A 26,489-nucleotide genomic window follows, 5' to 3' on the forward strand; every position below is an offset into this window, starting at 1 on the left:
ATGGTACCGACCGGTCGGTATGTGCCGCTTACGGTCGTTCTCCGGCCTCGCCGGCGAGGATCAGCCGAGTAGCCGGGCGACGGTCTCCGCGATGCAGGCCGGTTTGCTCTCGCCGTCGATTTCGATGGTCCAGCGCACGACGGCCTGCTTGCCACCTGGCACATCGGTGAGTTCGGCCAGTTCGGCGCCGGCCCTGACGCGGGAACCGACCCGGACCGGCTGGGGGAAGCGCACCTTGTTCAGGCCGTAGTTGATGCCCATGCTCAGGTTGTCGACCTGGTAGATCTCCTTGCCCAGCATGGGTATCAGCGACAGGGTCAGGTAACCGTGCGCGATGGTGGCGCCGAAGGGGCCGGCGGCGGCTCGTTCGGTGTCGATGTGGATCCACTGGTGATCGCCCGTGGCGTCGGCGAAGGTGTTCACCTGTTCCTGGGTGATCGTGTGCCAGTCGCTGTGGCCGAGGACCTCGCCCACCGCGCCCGCGAAGTCGTCGAGACCGGAGAAAACTCGCATGGAAGCTCCTTTGCTCGCGCCGGTGATCAGGCCTTCGGCCCGCCGGCTACGTAGATGACCTGGCCGGACACGAACGAAGCCTCGTCGCTGACGAGGAAGGACGCCACGTTCGCGATGTCCTCGGGCTTGCCGACCCTGCGCACGGGGATCTCCTGCGCCGCGCCCTTCTTCATGTCCTCGAAGGAGACGCCGAGTCGCTCCGCGGTGGCCGCGGTCATCTCGGTCGCGATGAAGCCGGGGGCGATGGCGTTGGCCGTGACGCCGAACTTGCCGAGCTCGAAGGCCAGTGTCTTGGTGAAGCCCTGGAGCCCGGCCTTGGCGGCGGAGTAGTTGGCCTGACCCCTGTTGCCGAGCGCGGAGGTGCTCGAGAGATTGACGATCCGGCCCCACTTCTGCTCGGTCATGTACTTCTGCGTGGCTCGGCTCATCAGGAAGGAGCCGCGCAGGTGCACGTTCATCACCGAGTCCCAGTCGTCCTCGGTCATTTTGAAGAGCATGTTGTCGCGGGTGATGCCGGCGTTGTTGATCAGCACGGTCGGGGCGCCGAGATCCTCGGCGACCCGCGTGACCGCGGCATCTACCTGAGCGCTGTCGCTGACGTCGAGGCCGACACCGATGGCTTTGCCGCCATCGGCGGCGATCGCTTCGGCGCCGGAGACGCAACTCGCCTCGTCGAGGTCCAGGAGTCCGACGGCGAAACCGTCCTTCGCGAGCCGGGCGGCGACCGCGGCACCGATTCCGCGTCCCGCTCCGGTGACGATGGCGACCTTGCTCGGGGATTCGGTCACATTTCCTCCTCTGTCTCGGCACTGAGTGTGAGTGGGCGACAGCATACTAAGCGCGCGCTTAGGACCGTAACTCCCCGAGCCCGGAGCGGGCCTGTGAGCTGTGTCATGAACCCCGATGGCTCAGCGAGGTGCGGTCGCGGGGCGCAGGTACAGCCCGAGGGCGAGGGTCGCGATGGCGAGAACCTCGGTGAGCGCGAGGCCCCGTTCGACCAGACCGAGCGGGATCGAGCGCCACCAGGGTGGCCCGCCGGCCGCCATGACCAGGACCGCCACCAGGATCGGGACGAACCACAGGATCGCGGCGACGCCGAGCGACTGGACCGCGCGCCGCCACGCGGGAGCGTGGGCGAAGACGACTCGGGCGGCGAGCACGAGCGCGGCCGGGAGACAGAGGAAGGCGAGGAGGCTCGCGAATCGGTGGATGCTGCCACCCACACTCGGACCGACGCTCCAGTCGGTCTTCGGGAAGATCACGATTGTCACCAGGCCGAGAACCCACGCGGAGAACAGCACGAAGGAGGCGGAGGCAGGCCGCAGCAGGCGATCCCGGACCGCCGCCGCGGCCGCGACGGCGGAACCGATCGCGATCAGCCCGACCGAGAGGTCGAAAAGCCATTTGCTCTCACTCAGCGCGTACTCGCTGATCGTCCGCCGGATCGGGCTGATCTCACTGGTGGGCGGCAGTATCTGCAACAGGCCCATCAGGACGACGCCACCTGCGAGGCTGGCGAGGGCGATCAGCGCGAGCGCTGCGCCGCCGCGTCCGGCCAACGCGGGCTCGGCGGTCGTGCGCGCATCGAGATCGGGCGAGGACGGCACGCGACTCCTTCGGCGACAGCGCGAGATCGGACCTTCTGCGCAGATCCGACTCTAGCGAGCACGACTGAAAGGAACGTAAGAGAAGCGTCGCGGTCGTGCCGGTGCGAACTCAGTGCGCCTCCGGGAGCCCTGTTCCGGATCCAGCCACTCCGAAGTGCGGCACCCCCACCGCACTTTCCCGGGAAAGTGCGATGGCGGGATCGGGGACGGGGGCGATCAGGTGTCCGTCGTCGACGTGCTGCCGCCGGGTCGGTGCGCGAGCACGTTGACCACCGTGCCGCTGGGGTCCTCCACGAAGAAGCGGCGTACACCCCAGGGCTCGTCGGTGAGCGGGTAGACGACGCGCAGCCCACGGCGTACTGCCTCGGCGTGCGCAGCGTCGACCGCCGAGGGCTCACCCATGTCGATCCCGAAGCGGGGCGGGGGAATCTCCATCCCACTCGGCGGCACCAGGACCTGTGCTGTGGGATTGGCAGGTGAGCGCAACCCCAGTACCGGGTCCTCCATGGCTACCTCGAGGCCGAACACCTCGACGTAGAAGTCGCGGGACGCGGCGAGATCGTCGCCATTGGCATACGGAAAAATTCTGTTGATCATCGGTACATCATCGTGCTGCGCGAGCGGCCTGGCTTGGAAAAACCGGAAGTACGGCTGTGCTCCCGCTTATATGACCTGTTCGAGCAGCGTGTTGAAGGCGTTTCGGTCCACTGTGGTGGGTTGCGGGGAGAGCCACTGCCCGATGTCGTGGACGAAGTCCTCCGGGATCATCGGCGGAACCTCCGCCGCCGACACGTCTCCCGTCGTGATGGCGCCTGCCCGGCTGGGATAGACGATCAGCACACCGCGGACCTCGACGTCGGGCAGCAGGTCCTGGTAGGCGTCGACGCACTCGGCGAGGCTGCTGCCGCCACCGCGGAAGACGTGGTCGTCGCGCCAGAGATCCCCGTACTCGTCCGTGCTGTAGTGCCCCGGCAGCCACATCTTGGACTCGACGAGCACGAGCCGCCGGCCGCACAGCACGGCGTGGTGGACGTCGACGAACACCGAACCCGGCAGCGAAAGGCCATGGAAGATGCGTGCGCCAGGCAGCCGGGTCAGGTAACGGGACAACAGTTCGGCGGTGAGCCGCTCGCCCCAGTCCTCCTGCTCGGTGCTGGTGCTGCCCGATATCGCCCGGCCACCGGGACCGGTCAGGAAAGCCCGGTCGTTTCGCGCGTCGGCGAGGTGACTGCGCAGCAGGTGGACCGCGGCGAAAACCGCGGCCGCCAGCATCAGCAGCCAGAGAGCCAGGACGGCGGGCGAGGGATCCGCACCGAGAAGTACCGGAGTCAGCAGCAGCAGGAACGATCCGGTGACGGCCAGCGCGGGGGCGTGGCCGAGGCACGCACGGGGCAGGCACTGCACTCGATCGTGCGGATCCACCGAATGCCACCACGGGATGTGTTCGGTGTCGATCGCGGGAAGGGCCGGCAGGAAATCCGGATCCTCGCCGAACCGTCGCCATCGGCGCCGTTCCCGTTGATAGGAGCGAAACGCCGTCCTGGACGCCCTGTTCCAGGTAACCGTCACCCCGGCGCCGGCCGGCTCGCCCTCGAGGGCGTCCAGATCGTCTCCGCGGTCGTACCGAGCCCTGCGAAGCGGGTCGCCCAGGGTTTCGTAGGCCTCCTGGAGCAGGCGGAACGTGCCCGCAGTGCCTCCGGTGTCCGGATGCATCGCCCGCGCGAGAGCCCGGTATGCCGACTTGATCTCGGCCGGCGATGCGCTCGGGCTCACCCCGAGCAGCTCGTAGTAGTCGACCTCGTGCACGAACTCCGGTCACCTCCCGCTGCGCCGCCACAATATGGGGTCGGCGGAGAAGAGTCTGCAACGACTGCCCGCGCGATCCGGTGAATCCGGCTGCTAGTGAGTAGCGTCGGGTACGGAGGAACGATGGAGACGCGCGCCAAGATCATCACCATGGTCGCAGCTGTGACCGTGGTGGTAGTGGTGGTGGCGGTGGTCACGTTCCTCGTGCGCACCGCTCCGCGGCCGCAGGCCCCGCAGGCCCCGCAGGCGGCGGCACCCGCGCCGACGACCACCACCACGCCGCGACTCCCGCTCCAGCCGGGGGTGCTCGCGGTCAAGCTCGACAACGTTCCCGCGGCGCGGCCGCAGACCGGGCTCTCCGCCGCCGCCACGGTGTACGTCGAACCCGTGGAGGGCAAAGCCACCCGGCTCGTCGCGCTCTACACCGGAAAGCTGCCGAATGTCGTCGGCCCCGTCCGCAGCGCCCGCGAGACCGACGTCCAACTCCTGGCGCAGTACGGAAAGCCGGTGCTCGCGTACTCCGGATCCGCGCCCGAACTGGATCCGGTGCTGCGGGACGCCGCACTGGTCCGGGCCCCGGCCGAGGAGTTGCCCAGGGCGTACTTCCGGGACGGGGGCCGGCGGATGCCGCACAATCTCTACGTCCGCCCCGATCGCCTCCCCGAAGCCGGGCGGTACCGGGGCCACCCGCCCTGGCAGCGGGGTGAGCCGCCGTCCGGCGGCACCGCGGATAGCGCGTACCGGGTCGCCTTCGGTGCCGCCACCTACGACTTCACCTGGTCCGCTGAGCAAGAGCGCTGGCTGATCAGTCTGGACGGCAGGCCATTGGTGTCCACGGAGTCCGGCAGGGTCGGCGCGGCCAGCGTCGTCGTCCAGCGGGTCGAGGTGCATTCGGGCAGGGAGATCGCCGACGTACTGGGCAATCTCTCGCCTGTGGCGGTGACGGTGGGCAGTGGGCCCGCCAGCGTGCTGCGCGACGGAAAGCGGTTCGACGGGACGTGGTCTCGTGCCTCCGCCACGGACCCCGTGCGGTTCACCACCGGCGACGGGGACGAACTGCCGCTCGCCGAGGGGCCGGTGTGGGTGCTGCTCGCTCCTCGATAAGGACCACGCAACGCTTGTGACGACGATCACGCTGGAGGGTCTGGGGCTGGCCGGGCCGTATCGCGTACCGCGAGTACCGTATACGTTCGGTCTCACGTACTTTCCGCGTGCGGCCTCCGGGCGGCACGCCTTCGTGAAGGGAACCGCCACGATGGCCCGCAACGCAGCCACGACTTTCGGATTTCTGCTCGCCGCCACCGGCGCCGCGCATTTCGCCGCCCCGCAGGTGTTCGAGCCGGTGTCGGCCGCGGCGTTCCCCGAGGACACTCGTAGCTGGGTGTACCGCAATGGGGCTTCCGAACTCGCGATCGGACTCGCGGTCGCGAACGGGCGCACCCGAAAGCTCGGGTTCGCGGCGTTCGCTGCCTACGGCGCCTGGCTCGGCTCACGGATCATCGCGAGCCGTTGAGCCCGGTCAGGACAGGGCGTCCAGAATCTGCTGGCCGTACTTGGCGAGCTTGTTCTCCCCGACGCCACTGACGCCACCCAGCTCGGTCAGCGTCGAAGGCTGATCGGTGGCGATCTGGCGCAGTGTCGCGTCGTGGAAGATCACGTACGCCGGAACGCCCTGTTCCTTCGCCGTGGCGGCCCGCCAGCTACGAAGCTGCTCGAACCTGGCCGAGGCTTCGTCGGACAAATCGACCTTTGCCGCCGCCTTGGCCTTCGCGGTCCGCGTGTTTCGCGCCGCCCGTTCTGGTTCCTTACGCAGCAGCACGTCCCGCTGCCTGCCGAGCACCTCGCCGCTGGCGTCGGTGAGCACGAGCGCACCATAGTCGCCCTCCACGGCGAGCAGCCCCTGTGCGAGCAGCTGGCGCACGACCCCACGCCACTCGGTGTCTCGCAGTTCGGTCCCCACGCCGAACACCGGCAGCGAATCGTGTTCGAACTGGGCCACCTTCGGCGTGCGTTTGCCGAGCAGGATGTCGATCACCTGGCCCGCGCCGAACTTCTGCCCCCGCTCGCGCTTGAGCCGGAACACGGTCGACAGCAGCTTCTGCGCGGCTACGGTGCCGTCCCAGGTCTGTGGCGGCGAAAGGCAGGTATCGCAGTTGCCGCACGGCGTGGAGTGCTGGCCGAAATAGGCGAGTAGTTGCACCCGGCGGCACTGCACGGTCTCGCACAGCGCGAGCATGGCGTCGAGGTGCGTGCCGAGCTTGCGGCGGTGCGCGGCGTCGCCCTCACTCGTGTCGATCATCTTGCGCTGCTGCACCACGTCCTGCAGTCCGTAGGCGAGCCAGGCGGTGGAGGGCAGCCCGTCGCGCCCGGCACGGCCGGTTTCCTGGTAGTAGCCCTCGACCGACTTCGGCAGATCCAGGTGCGCCACGAACCGCACGTCGGGTTTGTCGATGCCCATGCCGAACGCGATCGTGGCGACCACGACCAACCCGTCCTCCCTGAGGAAGCGGGACTGGTTGCGCGCGCGGGTACGCGAGTCGAGCCCCGCATGGTAGGGCACGGCGTCGATCCCGTTCTGCACAAGGAACTCCGCTGTCTTCTCCACCGAAGCCCTCGACAGGCAGTAGACGATCCCCGCGTCGCCCGCGTGCTCGGTCCGCAGCAGGTCGAGCAACTGCTTACGGGGCTCGTTCTTGCCCGCGATCCGGTACTGGATGTTCGGACGGTCGAAGCTCGCGACGAAATGGCGTCCCTGTTGCAGAGCGAGCCGCGTGGCGATCTCGGTGTGCGTCGCCTCGGTCGCCGTCGCGGTCAGTGCGATCCTGGGGACCTCCGGCCAGCGCTCGTGCAGGCCGGACAGTGCGAGGTAGTCGGGCCGGAAGTCGTGTCCCCACTGGGCGACACAGTGCGCCTCGTCGATGGCGAACAGTGAGATCTTGCCCTGGTCGAGCAAGCGCAAGGTGGACTCCACCCGCAGTCGTTCCGGGGCCAGGTAGAGCAGGTCGAGTTCGCCGGAGAGGAACGCCGATTCCACCGCACGGCGCTCGCCCGCGTCCTGTGTGGAGTTGAGGAATCCGGCGCGTACCCCCAGCGCGCGCAGCGCGTCGACCTGGTCCTGCATCAACGCGATGAGCGGAGAGATCACGACGCCGACCCCGCTCCTGACGAGTGCGGGGATCTGGTAGCAGAGTGACTTGCCGCCACCGGTCGGCATCAGCACGAGGGCGTCGCCACCGCCGGCCACGTGCTCGATGATGTCCTGCTGTTCGCCCCGGAACGTGTCGTAGCCGAAAACGCGGCGCAGGATCCGCAGTGCGTCACTCAGGTCGGTGTCGAGATCGGTGGATGCCACCCGGCGATCGTACGAGGTGTGACCGACAGGGCGGCCGAGCGCCGCGGGTTGCGCGGTCATGGTGATCGCGCAACCGAGTTCCAGGACGGCTGCTGACAGTCAGGGGAGAGCGGGGTCGAGGCACTCCTCGCCAGGGTCGACTGCGAGTACGACCTGCACGAGTTCGCCGAGCGCGCGGGCGAGGTGGGGATCTGCCAACGCGTAGTGGACCTGCCTGCCCTCGTAGGTCGCCACCACGATGCCGCAGCCACGCAGGCACGACAGGTGGTTGGACACGTTCGATTTGCTCAGCTCGAGGCGTTCGGCGAGCTGGCCCGGATAGTGCACGCCGTCGAGCAGCGCCACCATGATCCGGCAACGGGTAGGGTCGGCCAGCGCGCGGCCCAAGCGGGCCAGCGCGGACTCCCGCGTCTCACTGGTGAGCATGGAAGGAACAGTACACTTGCTGGTGACATGTCCGACGATTTATCCGGCAAGCTGGCGTAACCGGCGGGCGAAGAGGACCGTCGATGCCATGGCACTTCCACCCGGCGCAGGCGAGGAACTCGCGCGCAGGGTCCTCAACAGGGCGAACAGCCGGGCCAACCTGGACGACTATGTCGGTGTCCGGCAAGCCACCTGCGGCGATGGCGCAGCGGACATCCGCGGGGATCTCTTCGCTGAGTACGGCGGGAACGGCCAGGATGCGGAGGCCGAGCGCGTGGTCGCGATGGTGAACGCCGCCGCCGACGAGCGGGCCGACCCCGACCTCGGTTGATCAGTCGGCTTCGGCGTTCGAGGGTGAACCGAGTGCGCTCGGATCCAGTTTCCCTTCGGTGACGGCACGGGCGACCTCGGGCAGTGGGCGCCTCTGCCGCAGCGCGTAGTCCGACAACGCGGCCCGGGCCCGGTGCTGATCGGTGTCCAGGGTCCCCGCCACCAGCCCGACGGCGTGCGACACCAGTACCCGATCGTTGAGCGCGGTCAACGTCTGCTCCGCGAGTCTGCTCGAACGGCGCAGGTCCCGTTCCTTGTGCGCACTGACCATCGGGCGCCGGGCGCCACTGGTGGGGCTGTTGCCGCTGCGGCTGATCCGGGTTCCGCGCCGCGACCGCGCTGATGTCCGCCGCCCGGTTCAGCGGACTCCCGCTGGCCGGAACTGGACGCTGATGCGTGGCCCGACGGATTTCCGCGTCTTCGGAACCGCATGCTCCCAGGTTCGCTGGCAGGAACCGCCCATCACGATCAGATCGCCGTGCCCGAGGCTGTAGCGGTGGGTGGGGCCACCGGAGCGGGGCCGGAGCAGCAGTGGGCGGGCCGCGCCGACGGACAGTATCGCGACCATCGTGTCCTCGGTCCTGCCGCGGCCGATCGTGTCCCCGTGCCAGGCGACACTGTCGCTTCCGTCGCGGTAGAAACACAAACCGGCGGTGCGGAAGCGCTCACCGAGCTCACCCGCGTAGTGCAGGTTCAATGCCGCGCGGGCGTCCTCCAGTATCGGGTCCGGCAGCGGTGCGTCCTCCGGGTAGTGGCTGAGCAGGCGTGGGACATCGACGACGCGGTCGTACATCTGGCGGCGTTCCGCCTGCCAGGCGACGTCGGTGACCAGCCGCTCGAACACCGCGTCCGCACCGGTCAGCCAGCCTGCGGCGACGTCCACCCACGCGCCGTCGCCGAGCGTGGTGCGGCGCAGCGCGGTGAGCGGTCCGAGGCCGATCTCGGCACCGTCACCGAGCAGCGAGCCCTGCAGCGCGTCGTGCATGCGGTCACCGTACCTCACGATCGAACAGATGTTCTACTTCAAGGTTCGCGCTGTGTGGTGATTCGGCAGCCGGGGAGCGGGTAGCCCAGCGTCGGCGCGCGGGATCGCGGGCCGAGATCGAGGCGTGGAGGTGCGGTGATGACGCCAGCAGGCGATCGGCCGAGCGAACAACAGGAAGCGGTCGAGTCCGGGGCCGGGCCCCGCTCGGGAACTGAGGCAGCCGGTACGCCGGGCCAGGAGAGCGAGACGCCCGCACCCCAGTTCACCCCGGCAGGCGACGAGGGGACCGGTCGGGACCGCGAGACCGATCAGGTCGCCGATCCGGCCGGGGTGGAAAAGCCCGGTGACCCGGAGGAGCGGGCGATGCGGATCGAGAACGAGTAGCGGGCCATCGCGGGGGACCGCGGTTCAGCTGCCGCGGTTCTCGCCCAGTTCCTCCACGATCGGGTGGCTGGGTGTCTCCTTCTCTTGCTCCGCGACGCCGGGTTTGGTGTGGTCCTTCCGTTGCGCGGCTCGTTCGGCATCCGTCCGGTCGTCCTCCAGCGGCACCGAACGCACGACCTCGGTGAGATTCGAGTACTCCACCGGTGGGATGGACCGGATAGCTCGCACGGTCTCGGCATCCGCCTGTGCGCGTTCCGCGTACCGGACGAGATCGTCCTTGCTCGCGGGGAAGTCGGCCTCGTTGAGCGCGCTGCGCAGCCGGTCGGCGTCGGTCGTCTGATGCATGCGATCACCTCCGGCGGTCGCATACCCCCCGGTCGGGGCGCCGAAACCGCTGGCGGAAGGCGTCTTCGCGGTCCGGTGAAACCTGGGGGTGTAGACGTGCCGGTGTGGGGAATACCACTTCGGTGTCTGTCCCTTCTCGACTGATGAAATGAGACCGATGAACACGCGAATCGCGTTCAAGAAGCACTCCCCGTCCCTGCCCTGCGAGCGCTGTGGTTACGACAGCCTCACGGTGGCCGCTCTGATCAGCGAGGACGGGTCCGTGATCGGGCAGACGCTGGTCTGCACGACCTGCCGGGAGCGCAGGCGCGCGGACGCGGGCGGCACCGTTCCTGTCCAGCGCTCCTGACCGCCACAGGTGCACACCCGCCCACAAAGCAGGTGCGCCGTGCTGGGTGCCGGGGGCTACCTCGGATCCCAGCTGGTTCCGGTCCTGGTCCGGCACGGGCATCGGGTGACGGCGGTGGTGCGGAAACCGGACGCCGGGCTCGCCGCTCTGCGGGGAGTCGAGCTGTTCGTAGCCGATGCCACCGACGAGGCCGCGGTACGCCGCGCCGTGAGCGGCGCCGACACCGTCTACTACCTCGTGCACTCACTGGCCGTCGCGAACTTCGCGGAGGTTGACCGCGTCGCCGCGAACGTCCTGGCGCGTGTGGCCGCCGACGCGGGCGTGCGTCAGATCGTCTATGTCGGCGGTACCCGTCCCGTGGACGGGCGGGTGCCGTCCACGCACCTGGCCTCCCGGGCCGAGGTGGGCGACATTCTCACGCGGGCGCCGGTGCCCGCGCTGGTGCTGCAGGCTTCCATGATCGTCGGAGCGGGCTCGGCCAGCTTCGAGCTGCTCAGCCGGTTCGCCGGCCAGGGTCCATTGGTGCCCTACCCGTCCTGGATGAACCACCGCAGCGCTCCTGTCGCGGTGAGCGACGTGCTGCACTACCTCGTCGCGGCGGCCGAGCGCCCCGATCCCGTCAACGGCGTGTTCGACCTCTCGGGGCCCGAGGAGCTGACCTACTTCCGGCTCGTTCAGCGCTGCGCGCGGGTGGCGGGACTACGCACCCGGCTGCCGGTTCCGGCTCCGCTGTGGTCGCACCGGCTGGCCGGCCACCTCGCCGGGGCGTTGACTCCGGTACCCGCCGCGGTCGCGAAGGCACTGTTCGCTTCGCTGGACCACGACCTGGTGGCCTCCGCCCGGCCCGTCACGGACGTGTTGCCCCCGCCAGCGGAGGGACCGTCCAGTCTGGACAAGGCGATCCGGCGTGCCACCGCGACACCGGAACCACGTTCGCCTGCCGGACCACAGGGGTCCTACGTGGACGATCGTTCGGCGGCCTGTGCGGCTAGCGCGGACGAACTGTGGCGGGTCATCACCGGTATCGGCGGTGAACAGGGCTGGCACAACGTTCCCCTGCTCTGGGCGGCCCGCGGGGCGCTCGACCACCTGGTCGGGGGAGTCGGGCTGTACCGGGGAAGAGCGGCGGAACTAAAGGCGGGTGACGTCGTGGACTTCTGCACGGTACGTGTGCGCGACGACGAGAGACGCCGCCTGGTCCTGCGGGCGGACCTGCGGACGCCCGGCGAGACCCTGCTGGAACTGACCGCCGTCGCGGCGGGCACGGGCAGCAGATACCACCAGCGAATCGTGTTCATCCCGGAAGGGGTCGCAGGGCGGCTCTACTGGCGGCTGCAGAAACCCGTGCACGATCTCGTGTTCGCGGTGATGGCCCACAACATCACCGCCCACGCGAGCCGCGTCCGTGCCGTTCGTCCGTCGCCGGGGCCGGCGGACCGGCCGGCTCGCGCACAGCGGAGATGAACCCGCCCAGGGCTCGGCTGACCCTTCGGTGCGATTGGATCCTTCGGCAGCGGCTACCCGGCAGGCACAGGAATACGCGTGGATCCTGCCGACGACCACCGGGAGTTCGGGTTGACCGAGCGGAAGCAGCACCGACACCAGGAGGCGTCCCCCGGGCCTGGCACCTGGTGGGCGGTCGCGAAAGGAGTTGTGCACGAGATCCGCGAGGACCAGCTGATGCTGGCCGCTGCCGGTATCGCCTTCTTCGGCATGCTCGCGCTGGTGCCGGCGCTGATCGCGCTGCTCACGATCTTCGCGCTGGTCGCCGACGCCCAGTACGTCCGCGACCAGATCGAACCCATCGTGTCCGCGCTGCCCGGCGGCGCGAGCGATCTTGTCGTCCGGCAGCTGCGTTCCGCCGCGGAACTCGGCGACAGCGGCCTGACCTTCGGGCTGCTGGCCAGTGTCGTCGCGGTGCTGTGGAGCACGTCCACGGCGATGCGGGCACTCATCGGTGGCATCAACCGTGCCTACGACCGCCCGGAGACCAGGGGGTTCCTCCGGCTGCGCGGCCTCGCGCTGGTGCTGACCCTCGGCGCCCTCGTGGTCGTGGCGATCGCGCTCGGCACGGTCGCGGCGCTGCCGGTCGTGCTGAACGTGCTGGGCGTCCCGGATAGCGCGCGGTGGATCGTGAGCGCGGTCCGCTGGCTCGGGCTCCTCGTGCTGATCAGTGCCGCGCTCACCGTGCTCTACCGGTACGCGCCCGATCGGGAGCACCGGAGGTGGCGCTGGTACAGCGCGGGAACGGCGGCGGCGGTGCTGCTCTGGCTCGCCGGTTCCGTGGCCTTCTCCTTCTATGTCGAAGGTTTCGGCCGCTACCAGGGGACCTACGGGACCCTGGCCGGCATTGTCGTGTTGCTGCTGTGGCTGTACCTGTCGTCCTTCTCGGTGCTCTTCGGCGCCGAGGTCGACGCGGTACTGCGGCGTGGGCCGCGCGTCCGGGACGGCGCCCGGCGGATAGGCCGGCGGCACAACGGGTAGCCGTCGAACACATTCACGCGGTCGTCATTGGAAGGAGCCGGACAATGCGCAGCAAACTGCTGGGGGACGGGCCGCCACGCACGCACGTGGTGGTGCTCGACACCGGGGAGGACGTGCTCGCGGAACTCGGCGCGTTCGCCGAGGCCGAGGGCCTGCACGCGGCGAGCTTCACCGCGATCGGCGCGTTCCGGTCGGTCACCCTTGGCTACTTCGACCTCGACGAGCGGCGCTACTTGGAGAACCCGGTGGCCGAGCAGGTCGAGGTCCTGACCCTCGCGGGAAACATCGTCGCGGGGGAGGACGGCAGGAAGCTGCACGCGCACGGGGTGGTCGGTCTGCGCGACGGCACCACCCGCGGCGGGCACCTGCTCGCCGCCGTCGTGCGCCCCACGCTGGAGGTGATGGTCACCGAATCCCCGCGTCAGGTGACTCGCCGGTTCGACGAGAGCGTCGGACTGGCACTGATCGACCTGTGAGGACCCGAGCCCGAGCGCACGCTGCGAGTACGGCGATTGGTACGCGAGGTGTTGGGTAACCCGTGCGCCGAGGAGGTTTCGAGATGAGCAAGAACAGCGACACCGAGTCGCGCACCGGCAAGAACGAGTCGAACTCACTGAAGTACGCGCAGGAGATCCAGTCCCCGGACGACCAGCCGGAGCGCGCGGGGCGCAGCCTTGCCACCACGAACCACGACGTGATCAAGAAGTGGGCCGAGGCACGCGACGCCAGACCCGCGACCGTGCCGGGTACCGAGCACGGTGAACGCCTCGGTGTGCTCAGGTTCGACTTCCCCGGTTACGGCGGAGACGATCTCAAGGAGGTCAGCTGGGACGAGTGGTTCGACACGTTCGATCAGCGGCAGCTGAACTTCCTGTATCAGGAGGAGCGTAAGGACGGCCAGCGGAGCAACTTCTTCCGGCTGGAGAATCCCGGCCGCGAGGACGCCTGATCCGCGACCGGTCGGGACGTGATGTGTGAGGAGTGAACATGGCCGTTTCGGACATGGTCCGCAGCTATCCCGCTGATCTTGGCGATATCGATCGGGAAGCACTGGTGCGCTGCATCGAGGAATGCCTTTCCTGTGCCCAATCCTGCACCGCCTGCGCAGACGCCTGTCTGTCCGAGGCGGACGAACAGCTGCCGATGCTACGCAAGTGCGTCCGGTCCAACCTGGACTGTGCGGACATCTGCGAGACCACCGCGCGTGTCCTTTCCCGCCATACTGGCTACGACGCGAACATCACCAGGGAGATCCTGCGGGCCTGCGCCACGGTGTGCCGCTCCTGTGCCGACGAGTGCGAGCAGCACGCGTCGATGCACGAGCACTGCGATCTGTGCGCGCAGCAGTGCCGCCGCTGCGAGCAGGCCTGTAACGCGCTGGTCGAATCACTGGGCTGACCGGCATCGCCAGGCGAGGAGGAACGATGCGTGCGCTGACCGTGGTTCCTGGCGAACGGGACTCCCTGGCCGTCGTGCAGGCCCCCGAGCCGGAACCGGGCCCGGGCGAGTTGCTGGTCGACGGACTGGCCGTTGGCGTGTGCGGGACTGACAAGGAGATCGCGGGCGGCGAGTACGGGGTGGCACCCGAGGGCAGTTCCCGGCTGGTGCTCGGGCACGAGTCGCTCGGCCGTGTCGCGCGGGCGCCGCAAGGCAGCGGGTTCGAGCCGGGGGACCTCGTCGTCGGTGTGGTCCGGCGACCGGATCCCGTGCCCTGTGGCGCCTGTGCCCACGGTGAGTTCGACATGTGCCGCAACGGAAAGTACACCGAACGTGGCATCAAGGGCATCGACGGCTTCGCGAGTGAACGCTGGCTCGTCGAATGCGACTACGCGGTGAAACTGGATCCGGCACTCGCGGGAACCGGAGTTCTCCTGGAACCCACCACAGTCGTGGCGAAGGCCTGGGAGCAGATCGACAAGGTCGGTTCCCGCGCCTGGTTCGACCCGCGCTCGGTCCTGATCACCGGTGCGGGGCCGATCGGCCTGCTCGCCGCGATGATCGGCGCCCAGCGGGGTTTGGACGTGCACGTGCTCGACCGGGTCACAGACGGGCCCAAACCAGGACTGGTGGCCGAACTCGGCGCGACGTATCACCACGAGGGCATGGCGGAGGTGGCGTCCGAGGTGGAGCCGGATGTCGTCATCGAGGCGACCGGAGCCGGCGCACTGGTCATCGACGCGATGACGATCACCGGGCCGTACGGGATCGTGTGCCTCACCGGGGTTTCCTCCCCTGGGCGCCCGCTGCGGTTCGACGCCGGGGAGGTGAACCGGGAGGTCGTACTGGAGAACGACGCGATCATCGGCTCGGTCAACGCCAACCTGAACCACTACCGGATGGCCGCCGGGACTCTGGCGAAAGCCGACGCGGACTGGCTGGCGCGGCTGATCACCAGAAAGGTTCCGCTGACCGAGTTCGCGTCCGCGTTCACCGCGGGCGACGACGACGTCAAGGTCGTGCTCGATCTGACGGGCGAGGCCTGAGCGCCGGCAGCCAGTTTACCCGCTGATCTTGATGTTGGCCGGTGTGTGGCTGTTCCGACCATGCTCATGATGGAGCACGCGGTGCCGCTGCGGCAGGCGCTGATCCCAGCCGAGTACGCCACTCCTGTTTGCCCGCCGTTGACAGTTGCGGCGCCCTCCGTCACGCTTGACGAGCAATTTTCGCCAGCTTCGAGCAAGGGGTTGGCCGTGCGCGCCGAGTTTCTTGGGAAAGACCCCGACTCCATCGAGGGTGAGTCGCCTACGCTGTTCGCCACCGATCGGACGGACCGAGTGACATACATCGCCCAGGGCTGGAAGGTCACCGACCCGCAGGTGCTGGCCGACGTGGGTCCAGTGCCCGACCACGAGACCCTGATCGAGATTCCCGAGGATGTCCTGAAGATGTACGCCCGCCGCTACCAGCAGGAGACGGAGGGAGACACCTGACTTTCATCAAGCCCGGCCCCGAGTTTAGTCAGCTGTTCCAGTCGTTCGAGCACACGGCCTTCCGCCTGGAAGTGCGGGAGACCTACAACGCGCCGCGCGAGGTTGAGTCGTTCCGCCGCTTCCGAGCTGGCGAGCAGGTTGACCTGTCGTGGGCGGAGACCTGGTTCAGCATGATCCGTCAGGCAACCGCGGAGGGCAGGCGCTTCGCACGGGTTCGGATCGTCAGCGTGCCGTTGTCCGAATACAACCGATTTGGCTTGTGGGCGGCCCAGTTCACGACTGAAGCCGGAGAAGACATCCGTTACCTTCAGCGCGACGTTGCCGAGCACCTCGACCTGCCCAACCACGACTACTGGCTGTTCGACTCGCGCAAGCTGGTCAGGATGACCTTCGGCGAAGATGACCGCTTCCTCGGAGCTGAGGTCATCGAGGATTCCTCGGTGATCGTTGAGCACAACTACTGGCGTGACGCCGCGCGTCATCACGCCATGAGCAGAGATGAGTTTGTCGCCAAGTATGAGCAGCGGGACGACCAGCGTCGATGAGGCGCGGAATGCGCTTGGCAAACGACTCCGCGAGCTGCGCACCTCAGCCGACCTGTCCGGCAGGCAGCTCGCGGAGTCGTTGTCATGGGTGGGGTCCAAGGTCTCCAAGATAGAGAACGGCAAGCAGACCCCAACCGACGACGACATTCATGCCTGGACGAGGGCAACGAAGGCCGAAGACCAGGCCGTCAGCCTGCTCGCGGCGCTCAATAACCTTGAGCAGCAGCACGCCGAGTGGCAGCGCGTCCTCAAGTCGGGCTTGAAGGCGCACCAGCTCACGCTGTCGCAGACGGACGAGAAGACCAAGTTCTATCGGAGCTTTGAGAATACGGTCATCCCTGGGCTTGTCCAAACTCCCGAGTATGCGCGCTCTCTTTTCGCCCGAGTCGTCATGGTGCACGGAATCCCGAACGACATCGACGAGGCCGTCAAGTCGCGTATGCAGCGCCAAGAAATGCTGTACCGCTCGGATAAGCGCTTCCACTTCGTTCTGACCGAGGCCGCGCTCCGCTACCGCCTCGTCTCCACTGAGACCATGCTCGGGCAGCTCGACCGCCTCATGGCGATCACCACCATGCGAAACGTCAAGCTTGGAATCATCGGCTTCGACACGCAGTACGTCACGGACCCTCGCCACGGCTTCATGCTGCTGGATGACCAGTTGGTGCGCTTCGAGTCGTACTCGGCCGAGCTGAACCTGCGTCAGCCTGACGAGATCGAGCTGTACGCCTCGATCTTCGATCAGCACGCCGCCGTAGCGAGCTACGGCGCGACGGCCCGCGCGATCATTGGCCGCGTCATGCAAGAACGCGCCGCCGAAGCCGAGGCAACCGATTCCTGATTTGCTCGACCGGAGCCAGGGCAGCAGATTTTCGAGCAAACTCGAGAAAATTGCTGGCAATCCAGTAGTGTGCTGCTTACTCTCCCCAGTGTCACCCGCCTGACCTTGGGAGATTCCGTGGCCGTTTCGGTTCCACTGCTGACGAAAGACCAGATCGACCGCCCGCCTGACCGTGCGCGTGAGGTGGTCGAGTACCGCAAGAGCGGTCTGAGCCTCAACCACATACAGGGGTGCCCGCTTGGGTGCGCCTACTGCATTCGTCACACGTACGGCTTGTGGGACAAGGACCAGCCCGTCGCGCTCATGTCCGACGCCCAGGCCATCGACGAACTGGTGGCTCACCGCTACTTCCAGCCGCACGTGACGCCTATTCAGGTGTTCAACCGTGCGACTGAGCCGTTCTTGCCGAAGGTCCGTCCGCACACCTACGCCGTGCTGGAGGAGTTGGACGAGCGCGAGCTGACCAACCACATTCTGATCATCACGCGGCACCAGTTGAAGCCGGATGACGTGGATCGGCTGAACCGCTTCGCCACCTGAAGGTGACGTTGCTGTTCACGTATTCGGGGATTGCTGATCCGGGTATTGAGCCGTACCCGTCGCGGGTGGCGGCCACGTCGCTGAAGCTGATGAGCGCGCCGCTGCGTCGGAAGTACCGCACGATCTTGTACTGGCGTCCGCTGGTTCCGGGGCTGAACGATGGCGACGAGCACCTGGCCGCCGCCTTCGAACTCAGCGAGCACGCCGACGCCACGGTGTTCACAGGCTTGTTCTACCGGGATCAGATCGCCGAGTACTACAAGGCCAACGGCTTGTCGGAGCCGTACGACGGGACAGCGCGGCGGAAGATCGTGCCGGAGACGCTGGAACGTCGGGTGCTGGACACCTTCTCCAGTTCGGCCGCCTTGTTCCGCAAGACCTCCTGTGCGGTGTCGTACGTGCATAACCTGCCGGACTACAACGGCCACTACGGAATTCGGGAGTTGTGCGACATCTGCCCCTTGAGTCAGCTTGAAGTCTGTTCGATGGCCCACCAGGTGCCGACCGCTGAAGACATCCAGCAGGCCGCCCGCGTGTTGCCCGAGGCCGACGCCCTGCAGGTCGTAGACATCAGCAAACGGGCGGCCATCGTGTCGGGCCTGGCCACCGAGCATCCGCGCTACTTCCTGCAGCACGCGCTTGGCTTCCAGGTACATGACCAGCACCACCCGCACCACCAGAACCGCCACGGGCGGGCTGACATCGGCTGGAAGGAACCATCGGCATGACGGACTGGACCACCCTGGACTACGTCGTGGTGGACGTGGAGGGCAACGGCCACCAGCCGCCCGACCTGGTGGAGCTGGCCGTCGTGCCGATCGTCGGCGGGATCGTCCGGGAGCCACTGAGTTGGCTGGTCAAGCCCGACCAGCCGATCACGCACTTCGCCCGCAAGATCCACGGCATTACCAACGAGCAGGTGGCCGACGCACTCACGTTCGCCGCCGTCGAGGCTGACGTGCTGAAGGCGCTCGACGCCCCGGCCCTGATCGCACACAACGCCCACGTTGATGTTGGCGTGCTCCGGCGCAAGCTCCCTGGTTGGGAGTGCCCGGAACTGTTCGACACGCTGAAACTGGGCCGCCGCCTGCTGCCCGGCCGCAAGAAGTACCGTCTCGGGGCCCTGGTGGAGGAGTTCGAGCTCGCGGACGGCCTCAAGGAGGATCGCCAGCCGCACCGGGCCACGTATGACGCCATCGTGACAGCAAGGCTGTTCATTCTGCTCGCAGGCGGGCGGACGCTCGAGGAACTGCGCGACCAGCCGACAGAGGGAGGTCGTGATGACCCGGCCCTCTTCTAACGGGTTGTTCGTCAGCGTCGATGGGCCGAGTGGCGCGGGCAAGACGACGATCGTGCGGCACTTGGCTCACATGCTGCTCGCCCAAGGCCACCACGTTCACGTCACCGCCGAACCATCGTCCGGGCCGATCGGCGCGCTCGCGTCAGAGCTGACCGAAATCGTCACCGGGCACGCGCTCGCCTGTCTGTACGCGGCGGACCGTTACAGCCACATCGAGACGGAGATCGCGCCGTACGTCAGGAAGGGCCACGTCGTCATCTCTGATCGCTACGTGGCCTCCGGCCTGGTGATCCAACGGTTCGACGACGTTGACCCGGTGTTCCTCTGGCAGATCAACGAAGAGGTGCAGCGGCCTGACTTGGCCGTCATTCTGGAAGCCGACCCGGACGTGATCGCCGAACGGTTGGAAGCGCGCGGGCCGCACAACCGCTTCCAGCGCTCGCCCGGAACCAGTCGCCGGGAAGTCAACTACTACCGGCAGGCGACGGACACGTTGGAAGAAGCCGGCTTCGACGTGCTGCGGGTGGACTGCACCAAGCGCCCACCCGAACAGTCCGCATCGGTCATTCGTCGTGAACTGACGGCACTGCTCGCGCCGAGTGAGGCGGTCGGCTGATGGATCTGATGAATGAGGCTGCGATTCGCCGCTATCCCGAGCTGCGCGACCTGATGGCCGTGCGCGAGGCCGGGTGGACGTTCCGGCCACTGTACGACGAGCGCGAACTGGCTGGCATTGCCGGAAGCTTCAGCCGCCAGCAGTATACCGACGCCCTGTTCGTCTTCGACCGCACCAACGTCAGCGCCGCCCGTGTGTTGGACGACGCCTATGGCGGCGGCTGCTTGTGGTTCAGGCAAAGGGCGGACCTCCGAGAAGTCATTCAGGACATCTTGGGGCTGCCGGAACCCGGGCAACCGGGTGCGCCGTATCTGGTCAAACGGTCAAGTCTGTTGTGGACGCCGTGATGGCGACGCTCGCACCGCAAGAGTCCTGGTTCCCAGTCGGTGACCTTCCTGCCGAGGCCGAGGTATCCCGTACGCGCGAGAAACCGCGGTTCTCGGACTCGCTGCACCTGGTAGCGCTGCCCACGGCTGCCCCCGTGACCCGTCTGTTCGTGGCGGAGACGCTGCGTAAGTGGAGTGCCACGTTCATCGAGCCGGACATGGAAGCAGTCGCGGGCGAGCTGGTGGCCTTCAGCGTGAAGCAGACCGGGCCGGCCGACGTCGTGAGCTACCGGGACATCACTGAACCGCACCTGTTCCGGCTGCGGCTGCTCGGCTACCAACGGCACATCACCTTCGAAGTGATCGACGAGCACGATGAGGCGCTGGTCTTTCCAGAGGATGCCGAACTGCCGGAAGGCAGCGGCCTGGCCCTCGTCGACGCTCGGGCGGGGCGGTGGGGATCGCACCTCACCCAGCACGGCCGGGTGATGTGGGCCGAACTCGGCGTTTACGAGCAATCGGCCGTCGGGCTGCCCAGGCGGCCAGTGAAGCCAACGCCGTCCCCGCGCAGTTCGCCAGAACCAGCCCCCCAAGAATTCGACCTTCTCCGCAGAGTTCGAGCCGGCCTGGAAAACATGTATCCCTCGCGCTAGGACCGCGCTCGCTCGGCAAAATCGAGGGCGCTGCCGCCTGGGGTGGCGCTGCCGCTTCGCTCAGCGGAGGCGGTAGGAGTCTGCCGCGTCCGCCGAAAGGGCGAGGCCGTGCCCCGGCGCGGACAGGTCCGGCTCCACCCATCCGCCGCTCGGATCCAGTGTGCCGGTGAACAGCATCGGCTCGATGCGGTCGTGGTCGGCGAACCATTCGACGTGCCGGAAGTTCGCGGTGGCGACCGCCGCCGGCACCGAGACGTTCGGTGCACAGTGCGCCGAGACCTCGAGGTTGGCCGCCGCGGCCAGGGCGGTGATCCGCAGCCATTCCGTGTACCCGCCGCAGCGGGTGACATCCACCTGCACGCAGTCCACCGAGTCGTTGTCGATCATCCGGCGGAAGTACGGCAGGTCGTAGCCGTACTCCCCGGCCGCGACGTCCGCTGGCACCGCGTCCCGGACACGCCGGAGCCCGTCAAGGTCGTCGCTGGACACCGGCTCCTCGAACCAGGTGACGTTCCACTCGGCGAGCCGGGCGCCCACCCTCGCGGCCTGGGCGGCGCTGTAGGCGCCGTTGGCGTCCACGTACACCTCGGCCGTCGCGCCCGCGACCTGCCTTGTCCTGGCCACACGGGCGATGTCCCGCTCGACGGCGGTGCCCCACCCCTCGCCGATCTTGATCTTCACCCGGGGAATTCCCCGCGTGCCGACCCAGTCCTCCAGGTGTGCGCTGAGCCGGGGGTCGTCGTAGGTGGTGAAACCGCCGCTGCCGTAGACGTCGACGCGGTCGTGCACCCGGCCGAGCAGGCGGCACAGCGGCATCTCCCGCAGCCGTGCGGCGGCGTCCCAGAGCGCGATGTCCACAGCGGACATCGCGCACGACACCAGGCCGACCCGGCCCAGGTTGCGCACGCGGCGCTGCATGGCGTGCCAGCAGGCCGGGGTGTCCAGCACGTCCCGGCCCCGCAGCTCGTCGGCGAGCACCCCGTGCACGAGCTCCACACAGGCCTCGTTGGCATAGGTCCAGCCAAGGCCGGTCACGCCACCGCAGCGCACCTGCACGACAACGATCGTCGTGCCGTCCCAGTGCAGGGTGCCGTCGGCCTCCGGGCCCGGGGTCGGGATCCGGTAGGCCGAGGCGGTCAGGTCCTCGATCGCGTAGTCGGTCATGAGTCAGCGGCGGTTCGGGATGAACTCCTGCACCTTCGTCTTCGCGCCCTGCAGCATCAGGTGCCAGGCATTCGGGTCACCCTTGAGCACGGACTCCGCGGTGGACTTCATCTGCTCGAACGTGGCATGCGGCGGGATCGGCGGCACCTCGGGGTCGCAGCGTACGTCGAGTACCGCGGGCCGGTCGGCGGCGAGCACGCGGTCCCAGGCGTCGCCCAGCGCGTCCGGGGTTTCGACGGCGACCGCATCGAGCCCGAGCGAACGCGCCACGTCGGCGTAGGAGATGTCCGGGATGGCCTGGGACTCCTCGAACTTCGGTGAGCCGCCCATCGCCCGCAGCTCCCAGGTGACCTGGTTCAGGTCGTTGTTGTGGAACACGCAGACGACGAGGCAGGGGTTCTTCCAGAGCTTCTGGTACCTGGCGATGGTGATCAGTTCGGCAAGCCCGTTCATCTGCATGGCGCCGTCGCCGACGAGGGCGATCACCGGCCGGTCGGGATGGGCGAATTTGGCGCCGATCGCGTAAGGCACGCCGGGCCCCATGGTCGCGAGGGTGCCGGAGAGGGAGCCGCGCATCCGGCCTCGCATCTTCAGGTTCCTCGCGTACCAGTTGGTCGACGATCCCGAGTCCGCTGTGACGATCGCGTCCTCGGGGATACGCGGCGACAGTTCGTGCACCACCCGAATCGGGTTGACCGGCTTGGCCTCCAGCATCGCCTGCTGCTCCATGGTGTCCCACCAGTCGGCGACGTTCTGCTCGATCGTCTCCCGCCAGGAGCGGTCCTGCTTGTGCCGCAGCAGCGGCAGCAGTGCGCGCAGCGTGCCCTTCGCCTCGCCGACCAGATTGACCTCCGTCGGGTAGCGCATCCCGATCAACCCGCCGTCGATGTCGATCTGTACCGCCCTGGCCTGACCGAACTCCGGCATGAACTGCGTGTACGGGAAATTGGACCCCACGATGAGCAGGGTGTCGCAATCGCGCATGAGCTCGTAACTGGGCCTGGTGCCCAGCAGGCCGATCGACCCGGTGACGTAGGGCAGGTCGTCCGGCAGTACGTCCTTGCCGAGCAATGCCTTCGCCACCCCCGCGCCGGTGACTTCGGCCACCTGCCTGACCTCGTCGGCGGCATTGCGCGCGCCCTGTCCGATCAGGACGGCGACCTTCTCGCCGGCGTTGAGCACGTCGGCCGCGCGGGCGAGCTCGTCCTCCGGGGGCACCATGACGGACCTGGCACTGCTCGGTGGACTGGAGGGAACGTGCTTGAACGCGTGCTGCGGCGGTGTGTACTCCTCCTCCTGCAGATCCGCGGGAATGATCACCGCTGTCGGCGCGCGGGAGGCTTCCGCCGTACGCATCGCGCGGTCGATGGCGTTCGGCAGCTGCTCGGCGACGTTCACCTCGACGACGTATTCGCTGGCCACGTCCTTGTACAGCGACTGGAGGTCGACCTCCTGCTGGTAGTGACCGCCCATCGCGCTGCGCGCGGTCTGCCCGACGATGGCCACCACGGGGACGTGGTCGAGTTTCGCGTCGTAGAGCCCGTTGAGCAGGTGGATGGCGCCCGGGCCGGATGTCGCCATGCAGACTCCCACCCGGCCGCTGAACTTGGCGTAGCCGACCGCCTGGAACGCCGACATCTCCTCGTGCCGGGACTGGACGAAGCGTGGTTCGTTGCCGGACTTCTCGAACGCGGCGACGATTCCGTTGATTCCGTCGCCCGGGTAGGAGAACACCTCCTCGACGCCCCAGTCCCGCAGGCGCTTCAGCAGGTAGTCGCCAACCGTCTCGGGCATGTTTCCTCCTCGCTCAGTCGGGCATTCCTTTGCCACCGGCTACCCGCCATCGACGGGCTCAACCCTGTGGGGAGGACGAGTGAGCACCAGCCAGCAGCTCCCGATGCCGACGGTTCCGTATCAGGCGCTCGAGGAGGATCTGCGACGGCGGGTGCGAGGGGAGGTCCGCTTCGACGCGGGCAGTCGCGCCACCTACTCGACCGCCGCGTCGAACTACCGCCAGGTGCCGATCGGGGTGGTGCTGCCGTACACGGTGGACGACGGGGAGCAGGCGATCGCGGTTTGCCGGGAGCACGACGTTCCCGTGCTCTCCCGTGGCGGCGGGACAAGTCTGGCCGGCCAGTGCTGCAACGTCGCCGTGGTGATCGACTGGAGCAAGTACTGCACCCGGCTGGCTTCGGTGGACACCGAACGCGGGATCGCCGTCATGGAGCCGGGCGTCTCGCTGGACAACGTCAACGACGACCTCGCCGAACACGGGCTGATGGTGGGGCCGAAACCTTCCACTCATGTCAGCTGCACGATCGGCGGCATGATCGGTAACAACTCCTGCGGAGCCACCGCTCAGGCCTTCGGAAAGATGGCCGAATCGGTGCGCAGGCTGGAGGTGCTCACCTACGACGGGCTGCGCATGTGGGTGGGCGAGACCAGCGATGAGGAGTACGCGGCGATCCTGGCCGAGGGCGGGCGCAAGGCGGAGATCTACCGGGGCCTGCGGAGCCTGCGCGATCGCCACCTCGCCGAGATCCGGACCCGCTATCCGGACATTCCCCGGCGGGTGTCCGGTTACAACCTCGACTCACTGCTGCCGGAGAACCGGTTCAACCTGGCCGAGGCGCTCGTCGGCAGTGAGAGCACCCTCGTCACGGTGCTGCGCGCGGAACTCGAACTGGTCGAGGCGCCCGCGGCGAGCACCCTTGTCGTACTCGGCTACCCGGACGTGACGCTGGCCGCCGACGCGGTCACCGACGTACTGCCGTACGAGCCCTCCGCGCTGGAGGGGCTCGACGACCGGCTCATCGAGTTGGAACACAGCCGAGGGCTCGCCGAGAAGGCGTTGCGTGAACTGCCGGAGGGCAGTGGCTGGCTGATGGTGGAGTTCACCGGCAGCGACCAGGCCGAGGCCGATCACAAGGCACGAGCGCTGATCGAAGCACTCGGTGCGGGCCCTCGGGCGCCGTCGACGGCACTGCTCAATGAACCGGAGGAGGAACAGAACCTCTGGGAGGCCCGCGAGTCCGGACTGGGAGCCACGGCCTACCCACCACAGGGCCCGGAGACCCACGAGGGATGGGAGGACGCGGCCGTGCCGCCGGAACGCCTCGGTGACTACCTGCGCGACTTCCGCGAGATGCTGGACCGCTACGACTACGGATCGGCGGCGCTGTACGGCCACTTCGGGCAGGGCTGCGTACACACCAGGATCCCGTTCGACCTGACGACCGCCGAGGGGATCGCCCACTACCGTGAGTTCGTCGAGGAAGCGGCACGGCTGGTGATCTCCTACGGCGGATCGCTGTCGGGGGAGCACGGCGATGGTCAGTCCCGGGGTGAGCTGCTGCCGTTGATGTTCGGTGACGCCATCGTCGCGGCGTTCAAGGAGTGCAAGGCGCTGTTCGACCCGGACAACCGGATGAACCCCGGTAAGGTCGTGCATCCCGACCCACTGGACGCGAACCTGCGGCAGGGCGCGGATTTCCGCCCGTGGGAACCGGAGACGCATTTCGCCTATCCCGACGACGACCACCGCTTCAGCCGCGCGGCCGGCCGATGTGTCGGCGTCGGCAAATGCCGCGGTGAGGAGAGCGGGGTGATGTGCCCCAGCTACCGCGCGACGCGCGAGGAGGAACATTCCACGCGTGGTCGTGCCAGGCTCCTCTTCGAGATGCTGAACGGGGACGTCATCACCGAGGGCTGGCGGTCGCGGGCCGTGCACGACGCGCTCGATCTGTGCCTGGCCTGTAAGGGTTGCCGCAGTGACTGCCCGGTCAACGTCGATATGGCCACCTACAAGGCCGAGTTCCTCGCGCACCACTTCGCGGGGCGCGTCCGGCCCGCCGCGCACTACTCGATGGGCTGGCTCCCACTGTGGGCAAGGCTCGCGGGGTTCGCGCCGAGGTGGGTCAACGCCCTCGCCCACACGGCGGGACTGAGCGGCTTACTCAAGGCGGTGGGCGGCGTCGACCGGCGGCGGGAGATCCCGTTGTTCGCCGGGGAACGATTCTCCGACTGGTTCGCCCTTCGTGCTCGCCGGCCCGCGGGGGACAGGGGAGAGGTCCTGCTGTGGCCGGACACCTTCACCAACGGCTTCCACCCGGACGTCGCGAAGGCGGCGGTGGACGTCCTCGAAGCCGCCGGCTTCACCGTGCGGGTTCCGGATCGGACTGTCTGCTGTGGACTGACCTGGATCTCCACCGGCCAGCTCGATACCGCCAAGCGGGTGCTGCGTCGAACGCTCGAGACGTTGCGCCCGCAGCTGAGTGACGGAACGCCGGTGGTGGTGCTCGAACCGAGTTGTGCGGCCGTATTCCGCTCGGATCTCCCGGAGTTGTTGCACGGGGACACCGACGCCCACCGGCTGGCCGGGCAGACCCGCACGATTGCCGAGCTACTGGCCGAACGCGCGCCGGACTGGCGCCCCTCGGCCCGGGAGAACCGCCGCGCCATCGCCCAGCCGCACTGTCACCACCACGCGATCCTCGGCTTCGACACCGACGCGAGGGTGTTACGGGAGTCCGGAGTGGACGTGGAGGTGCTGGACGCGGGATGTTGTGGTCTCGCGGGCAACTTCGGCTTCGAGCGTGGCCACTACGACGTGTCGATGGCCTGCGCCGAGGACAAGCTGATGCCCGCGGTGCGGGGCGCGGAGAAAGACACGCTGGTGCTCGCGGACGGGTTCAGCTGCCGCACGCAGATCGAACAGGCAGGGGGCGGTGCTGTCGCGTTGCACAGCGCCGAGGTGCTCGCCGCCGCCGTACGCGACGGCGAGCCCGTGCCCGGCAGGCCCACCCCACCCTCGCCGTTGGCCAAGACGGCGATCGTCGTGGCGACGGCGGCCCTGCTGGTCGCGCCGATCGTGCTCGCCGCCCGGTCACTGCGCGACCGGCTCCGCGGCCGAGACCGCAGGTCGACCGCGCAGGCACAGAGGACGACACGATGAGTGGAACACACGAGTACCCCAGCCGAGGGCGCTTCACGA

33 protein-coding genes are annotated in these 26,489 nt (G+C 68.0%); 21 read left to right on the plus strand and 12 right to left on the minus strand.

The window, feature by feature from the left end; genetic code table 11:
* Nucleotides 1-60: 60 nt before the first annotated feature.
* The 5 genes from D0C15_RS19770 to D0C15_RS19790 form a co-directional block, all read right to left on the minus strand.
* Complete coding sequence (locus tag D0C15_RS19770) at nt 61-513, minus strand: MaoC family dehydratase (RefSeq protein ID WP_116047654.1); 453 nt, start codon at nt 511-513, stop codon at nt 61-63.
* A gap of 26 nt (nt 514-539) precedes the next feature.
* Nucleotides 540-1,301 (minus strand): 3-oxoacyl-ACP reductase FabG, encoded by a 762-nt coding sequence (gene fabG, locus D0C15_RS19775; protein ID WP_116047657.1) that lies wholly within the window; start codon nt 1,299-1,301, stop codon nt 540-542.
* A 120-nt stretch (nt 1,302-1,421) separates the two neighbouring features.
* Nucleotides 1,422-2,120 (minus strand): DUF998 domain-containing protein, encoded by a 699-nt coding sequence (locus D0C15_RS19780; protein ID WP_245976026.1) that lies wholly within the window; start codon nt 2,118-2,120, stop codon nt 1,422-1,424.
* Nucleotides 2,121-2,336: 216 nt separating this feature from the next.
* On the minus strand, nt 2,337-2,717 hold the full coding sequence (locus D0C15_RS19785) for a VOC family protein (protein ID WP_116047659.1): 381 nt from the start codon (nt 2,715-2,717) through the stop codon (nt 2,337-2,339).
* Between the two features lie 66 nt (nt 2,718-2,783).
* Nucleotides 2,784-3,926 carry a J domain-containing protein gene (locus D0C15_RS19790; RefSeq protein WP_116047661.1) on the minus strand — a complete coding sequence of 381 codons (1,143 nt, stop codon included), beginning with the start codon at nt 3,924-3,926 and terminating at the stop codon, nt 2,784-2,786.
* A 123-nt stretch (nt 3,927-4,049) separates the two neighbouring features.
* Between D0C15_RS19790 and D0C15_RS19795 the strand changes: the two genes are divergently transcribed.
* Together D0C15_RS19795 and D0C15_RS19800 are read left to right on the plus strand one after the other, a co-directional pair.
* Nucleotides 4,050-5,030, plus strand: coding sequence for a DUF3048 domain-containing protein (locus tag D0C15_RS19795; protein WP_116047664.1), 981 nt, complete (start codon nt 4,050-4,052; stop codon nt 5,028-5,030).
* 151 nt (nt 5,031-5,181) lie between these two features.
* Nucleotides 5,182-5,439: a hypothetical protein gene (locus tag D0C15_RS19800; RefSeq protein WP_116047782.1), complete on the plus strand. Its 258-nt coding sequence runs from the start codon at nt 5,182-5,184 to the stop codon at nt 5,437-5,439.
* 6 nt (nt 5,440-5,445) lie between these two features.
* On the opposite strand, the gene recQ is transcribed toward D0C15_RS19800, so the two are convergent.
* Nucleotides 5,446-7,278: a DNA helicase RecQ gene (recQ, locus tag D0C15_RS19805; protein WP_211323266.1), complete on the minus strand. Its 1,833-nt coding sequence runs from the start codon at nt 7,276-7,278 to the stop codon at nt 5,446-5,448.
* 99 nt (nt 7,279-7,377) lie between these two features.
* Nucleotides 7,378-7,704, minus strand: coding sequence for a Cd(II)/Pb(II)-sensing metalloregulatory transcriptional regulator CmtR (cmtR, locus tag D0C15_RS19810; protein WP_116047670.1), 327 nt, complete (start codon nt 7,702-7,704; stop codon nt 7,378-7,380).
* An 88-nt stretch (nt 7,705-7,792) separates the two neighbouring features.
* Between cmtR and D0C15_RS19815 the strand changes: the two genes are divergently transcribed.
* On the plus strand, nt 7,793-8,035 hold the full coding sequence (locus D0C15_RS19815; RefSeq protein WP_116047673.1) for a hypothetical protein: 243 nt from the start codon (nt 7,793-7,795) through the stop codon (nt 8,033-8,035).
* Here D0C15_RS19815 and D0C15_RS19820 read toward each other — a convergent pair whose 3' ends face one another.
* On the minus strand, nt 8,036-8,305 hold the full coding sequence (locus tag D0C15_RS19820; RefSeq protein ID WP_116047676.1) for an ANTAR domain-containing protein: 270 nt from the start codon (nt 8,303-8,305) through the stop codon (nt 8,036-8,038). It lies immediately after the preceding gene.
* Nucleotides 8,306-8,392: 87 nt separating this feature from the next.
* A complete protein-coding gene (locus tag D0C15_RS19825) occupies nt 8,393-9,019 on the minus strand; it encodes an alpha-ketoglutarate-dependent dioxygenase AlkB (protein WP_116047678.1) in 627 nt (208 codons plus the stop codon).
* 138 nt (nt 9,020-9,157) lie between these two features.
* Here D0C15_RS19825 and D0C15_RS19830 point away from each other — a divergent pair, with 138 nt between their 5' ends.
* Nucleotides 9,158-9,403, plus strand: coding sequence for a hypothetical protein (locus D0C15_RS19830; RefSeq protein WP_116047681.1), 246 nt, complete (start codon nt 9,158-9,160; stop codon nt 9,401-9,403).
* Between the two features lie 24 nt (nt 9,404-9,427).
* Here the strand turns inward: D0C15_RS19830 and D0C15_RS19835 are convergent, their stop codons facing one another.
* Complete coding sequence (locus D0C15_RS19835) at nt 9,428-9,748, minus strand: DUF2795 domain-containing protein (RefSeq protein ID WP_116047684.1); 321 nt, start codon at nt 9,746-9,748, stop codon at nt 9,428-9,430.
* A 157-nt stretch (nt 9,749-9,905) separates the two neighbouring features.
* Between D0C15_RS19835 and D0C15_RS19840 the strand changes: the two genes are divergently transcribed.
* The 16 genes from D0C15_RS19840 (at nt 9,906) to D0C15_RS19910 (ending at nt 20,332) form a co-directional block, all read left to right on the plus strand.
* Nucleotides 9,906-10,097 carry a hypothetical protein gene (locus tag D0C15_RS19840; protein ID WP_116047686.1) on the plus strand — a complete coding sequence of 64 codons (192 nt, stop codon included), beginning with the start codon at nt 9,906-9,908 and terminating at the stop codon, nt 10,095-10,097.
* Between the two features lie 9 nt (nt 10,098-10,106).
* Complete coding sequence (locus D0C15_RS19845; RefSeq protein WP_116047689.1) at nt 10,107-11,561, plus strand: DUF2867 domain-containing protein; 1,455 nt, start codon at nt 10,107-10,109, stop codon at nt 11,559-11,561.
* A 78-nt stretch (nt 11,562-11,639) separates the two neighbouring features.
* Nucleotides 11,640-12,581: a YihY/virulence factor BrkB family protein gene (locus tag D0C15_RS19850; RefSeq protein ID WP_116047691.1), complete on the plus strand. Its 942-nt coding sequence runs from the start codon at nt 11,640-11,642 to the stop codon at nt 12,579-12,581.
* A 44-nt stretch (nt 12,582-12,625) separates the two neighbouring features.
* Entirely contained in the window at nt 12,626-13,057 is a 432-nt protein-coding gene (locus tag D0C15_RS19855; protein WP_116047694.1) for a PPC domain-containing DNA-binding protein, read from the plus strand.
* A gap of 83 nt (nt 13,058-13,140) precedes the next feature.
* Nucleotides 13,141-13,530 carry a hypothetical protein gene (locus tag D0C15_RS19860; protein ID WP_116047696.1) on the plus strand — a complete coding sequence of 130 codons (390 nt, stop codon included), beginning with the start codon at nt 13,141-13,143 and terminating at the stop codon, nt 13,528-13,530.
* Nucleotides 13,531-13,568: 38 nt separating this feature from the next.
* Nucleotides 13,569-13,979, plus strand: coding sequence for a four-helix bundle copper-binding protein (locus D0C15_RS19865; RefSeq protein ID WP_116047699.1), 411 nt, complete (start codon nt 13,569-13,571; stop codon nt 13,977-13,979).
* 26 nt (nt 13,980-14,005) lie between these two features.
* Nucleotides 14,006-15,064: a glucose 1-dehydrogenase gene (locus D0C15_RS19870; RefSeq protein ID WP_116047701.1), complete on the plus strand. Its 1,059-nt coding sequence runs from the start codon at nt 14,006-14,008 to the stop codon at nt 15,062-15,064.
* 69 nt (nt 15,065-15,133) lie between these two features.
* Entirely contained in the window at nt 15,134-15,511 is a 378-nt protein-coding gene (locus tag D0C15_RS35100) for a hypothetical protein (RefSeq protein ID WP_245976028.1), read from the plus strand.
* A gap of 32 nt (nt 15,512-15,543) precedes the next feature.
* Complete coding sequence (locus tag D0C15_RS19880) at nt 15,544-16,056, plus strand: DUF6879 family protein (RefSeq protein ID WP_342768589.1); 513 nt, start codon at nt 15,544-15,546, stop codon at nt 16,054-16,056.
* Entirely contained in the window at nt 16,028-16,897 is an 870-nt protein-coding gene (locus D0C15_RS19885; protein ID WP_116047707.1) for a helix-turn-helix domain-containing protein, read from the plus strand. The genes D0C15_RS19880 and D0C15_RS19885 overlap by 29 nt, the downstream gene beginning before the upstream one ends.
* A gap of 117 nt (nt 16,898-17,014) precedes the next feature.
* Nucleotides 17,015-17,437 (plus strand): hypothetical protein, encoded by a 423-nt coding sequence (locus D0C15_RS35105; RefSeq protein WP_245976031.1) that lies wholly within the window; start codon nt 17,015-17,017, stop codon nt 17,435-17,437.
* Between the two features lie 2 nt (nt 17,438-17,439).
* A complete protein-coding gene (locus D0C15_RS35110; protein WP_245976033.1) occupies nt 17,440-18,165 on the plus strand; it encodes a hypothetical protein in 726 nt (241 codons plus the stop codon).
* Entirely contained in the window at nt 18,162-18,737 is a 576-nt protein-coding gene (locus D0C15_RS19895) for a 3'-5' exonuclease (protein ID WP_116047710.1), read from the plus strand. Before D0C15_RS35110 ends, D0C15_RS19895 begins: the two co-directional genes overlap by 4 nt.
* Before the next feature lie 4 nt (nt 18,738-18,741).
* Complete coding sequence (gene tmk / locus D0C15_RS19900) at nt 18,742-19,353, plus strand: dTMP kinase (RefSeq protein ID WP_245976035.1); 612 nt, start codon at nt 18,742-18,744, stop codon at nt 19,351-19,353.
* Nucleotides 19,353-19,700: a hypothetical protein gene (locus D0C15_RS19905; RefSeq protein WP_116047715.1), complete on the plus strand. Its 348-nt coding sequence runs from the start codon at nt 19,353-19,355 to the stop codon at nt 19,698-19,700. The genes tmk and D0C15_RS19905 overlap by 1 nt, the downstream gene beginning before the upstream one ends.
* Nucleotides 19,701-19,849: 149 nt before the next feature.
* A complete protein-coding gene (locus D0C15_RS19910; RefSeq protein ID WP_162830159.1) occupies nt 19,850-20,332 on the plus strand; it encodes an ATP-binding protein in 483 nt (160 codons plus the stop codon).
* A gap of 60 nt (nt 20,333-20,392) precedes the next feature.
* Here the strand turns inward: D0C15_RS19910 and D0C15_RS19915 are convergent, their stop codons facing one another.
* Nucleotides 20,393-21,496, minus strand: coding sequence for an enolase C-terminal domain-like protein (locus D0C15_RS19915; RefSeq protein WP_116047720.1), 1,104 nt, complete (start codon nt 21,494-21,496; stop codon nt 20,393-20,395).
* A 3-nt stretch (nt 21,497-21,499) separates the two neighbouring features.
* Nucleotides 21,500-23,290, minus strand: coding sequence for a thiamine pyrophosphate-requiring protein (locus tag D0C15_RS19920; protein ID WP_116047722.1), 1,791 nt, complete (start codon nt 23,288-23,290; stop codon nt 21,500-21,502).
* Between the two features lie 79 nt (nt 23,291-23,369).
* Between D0C15_RS19920 and D0C15_RS19925 the strand changes: the two genes are divergently transcribed.
* Nucleotides 23,370-26,450: an FAD-binding and (Fe-S)-binding domain-containing protein gene (locus tag D0C15_RS19925; RefSeq protein ID WP_342768587.1), complete on the plus strand. Its 3,081-nt coding sequence runs from the start codon at nt 23,370-23,372 to the stop codon at nt 26,448-26,450.
* The last annotated feature ends 39 nt before the right edge of the window (nt 26,451-26,489 follow it).

The sequence above is a fragment of the Amycolatopsis palatopharyngis genome, from assembly GCF_003385185.1.
In the GTDB taxonomy this organism is placed as follows: Bacteria; Actinomycetota; Actinomycetes; order Mycobacteriales; family Pseudonocardiaceae; genus Amycolatopsis; species Amycolatopsis palatopharyngis.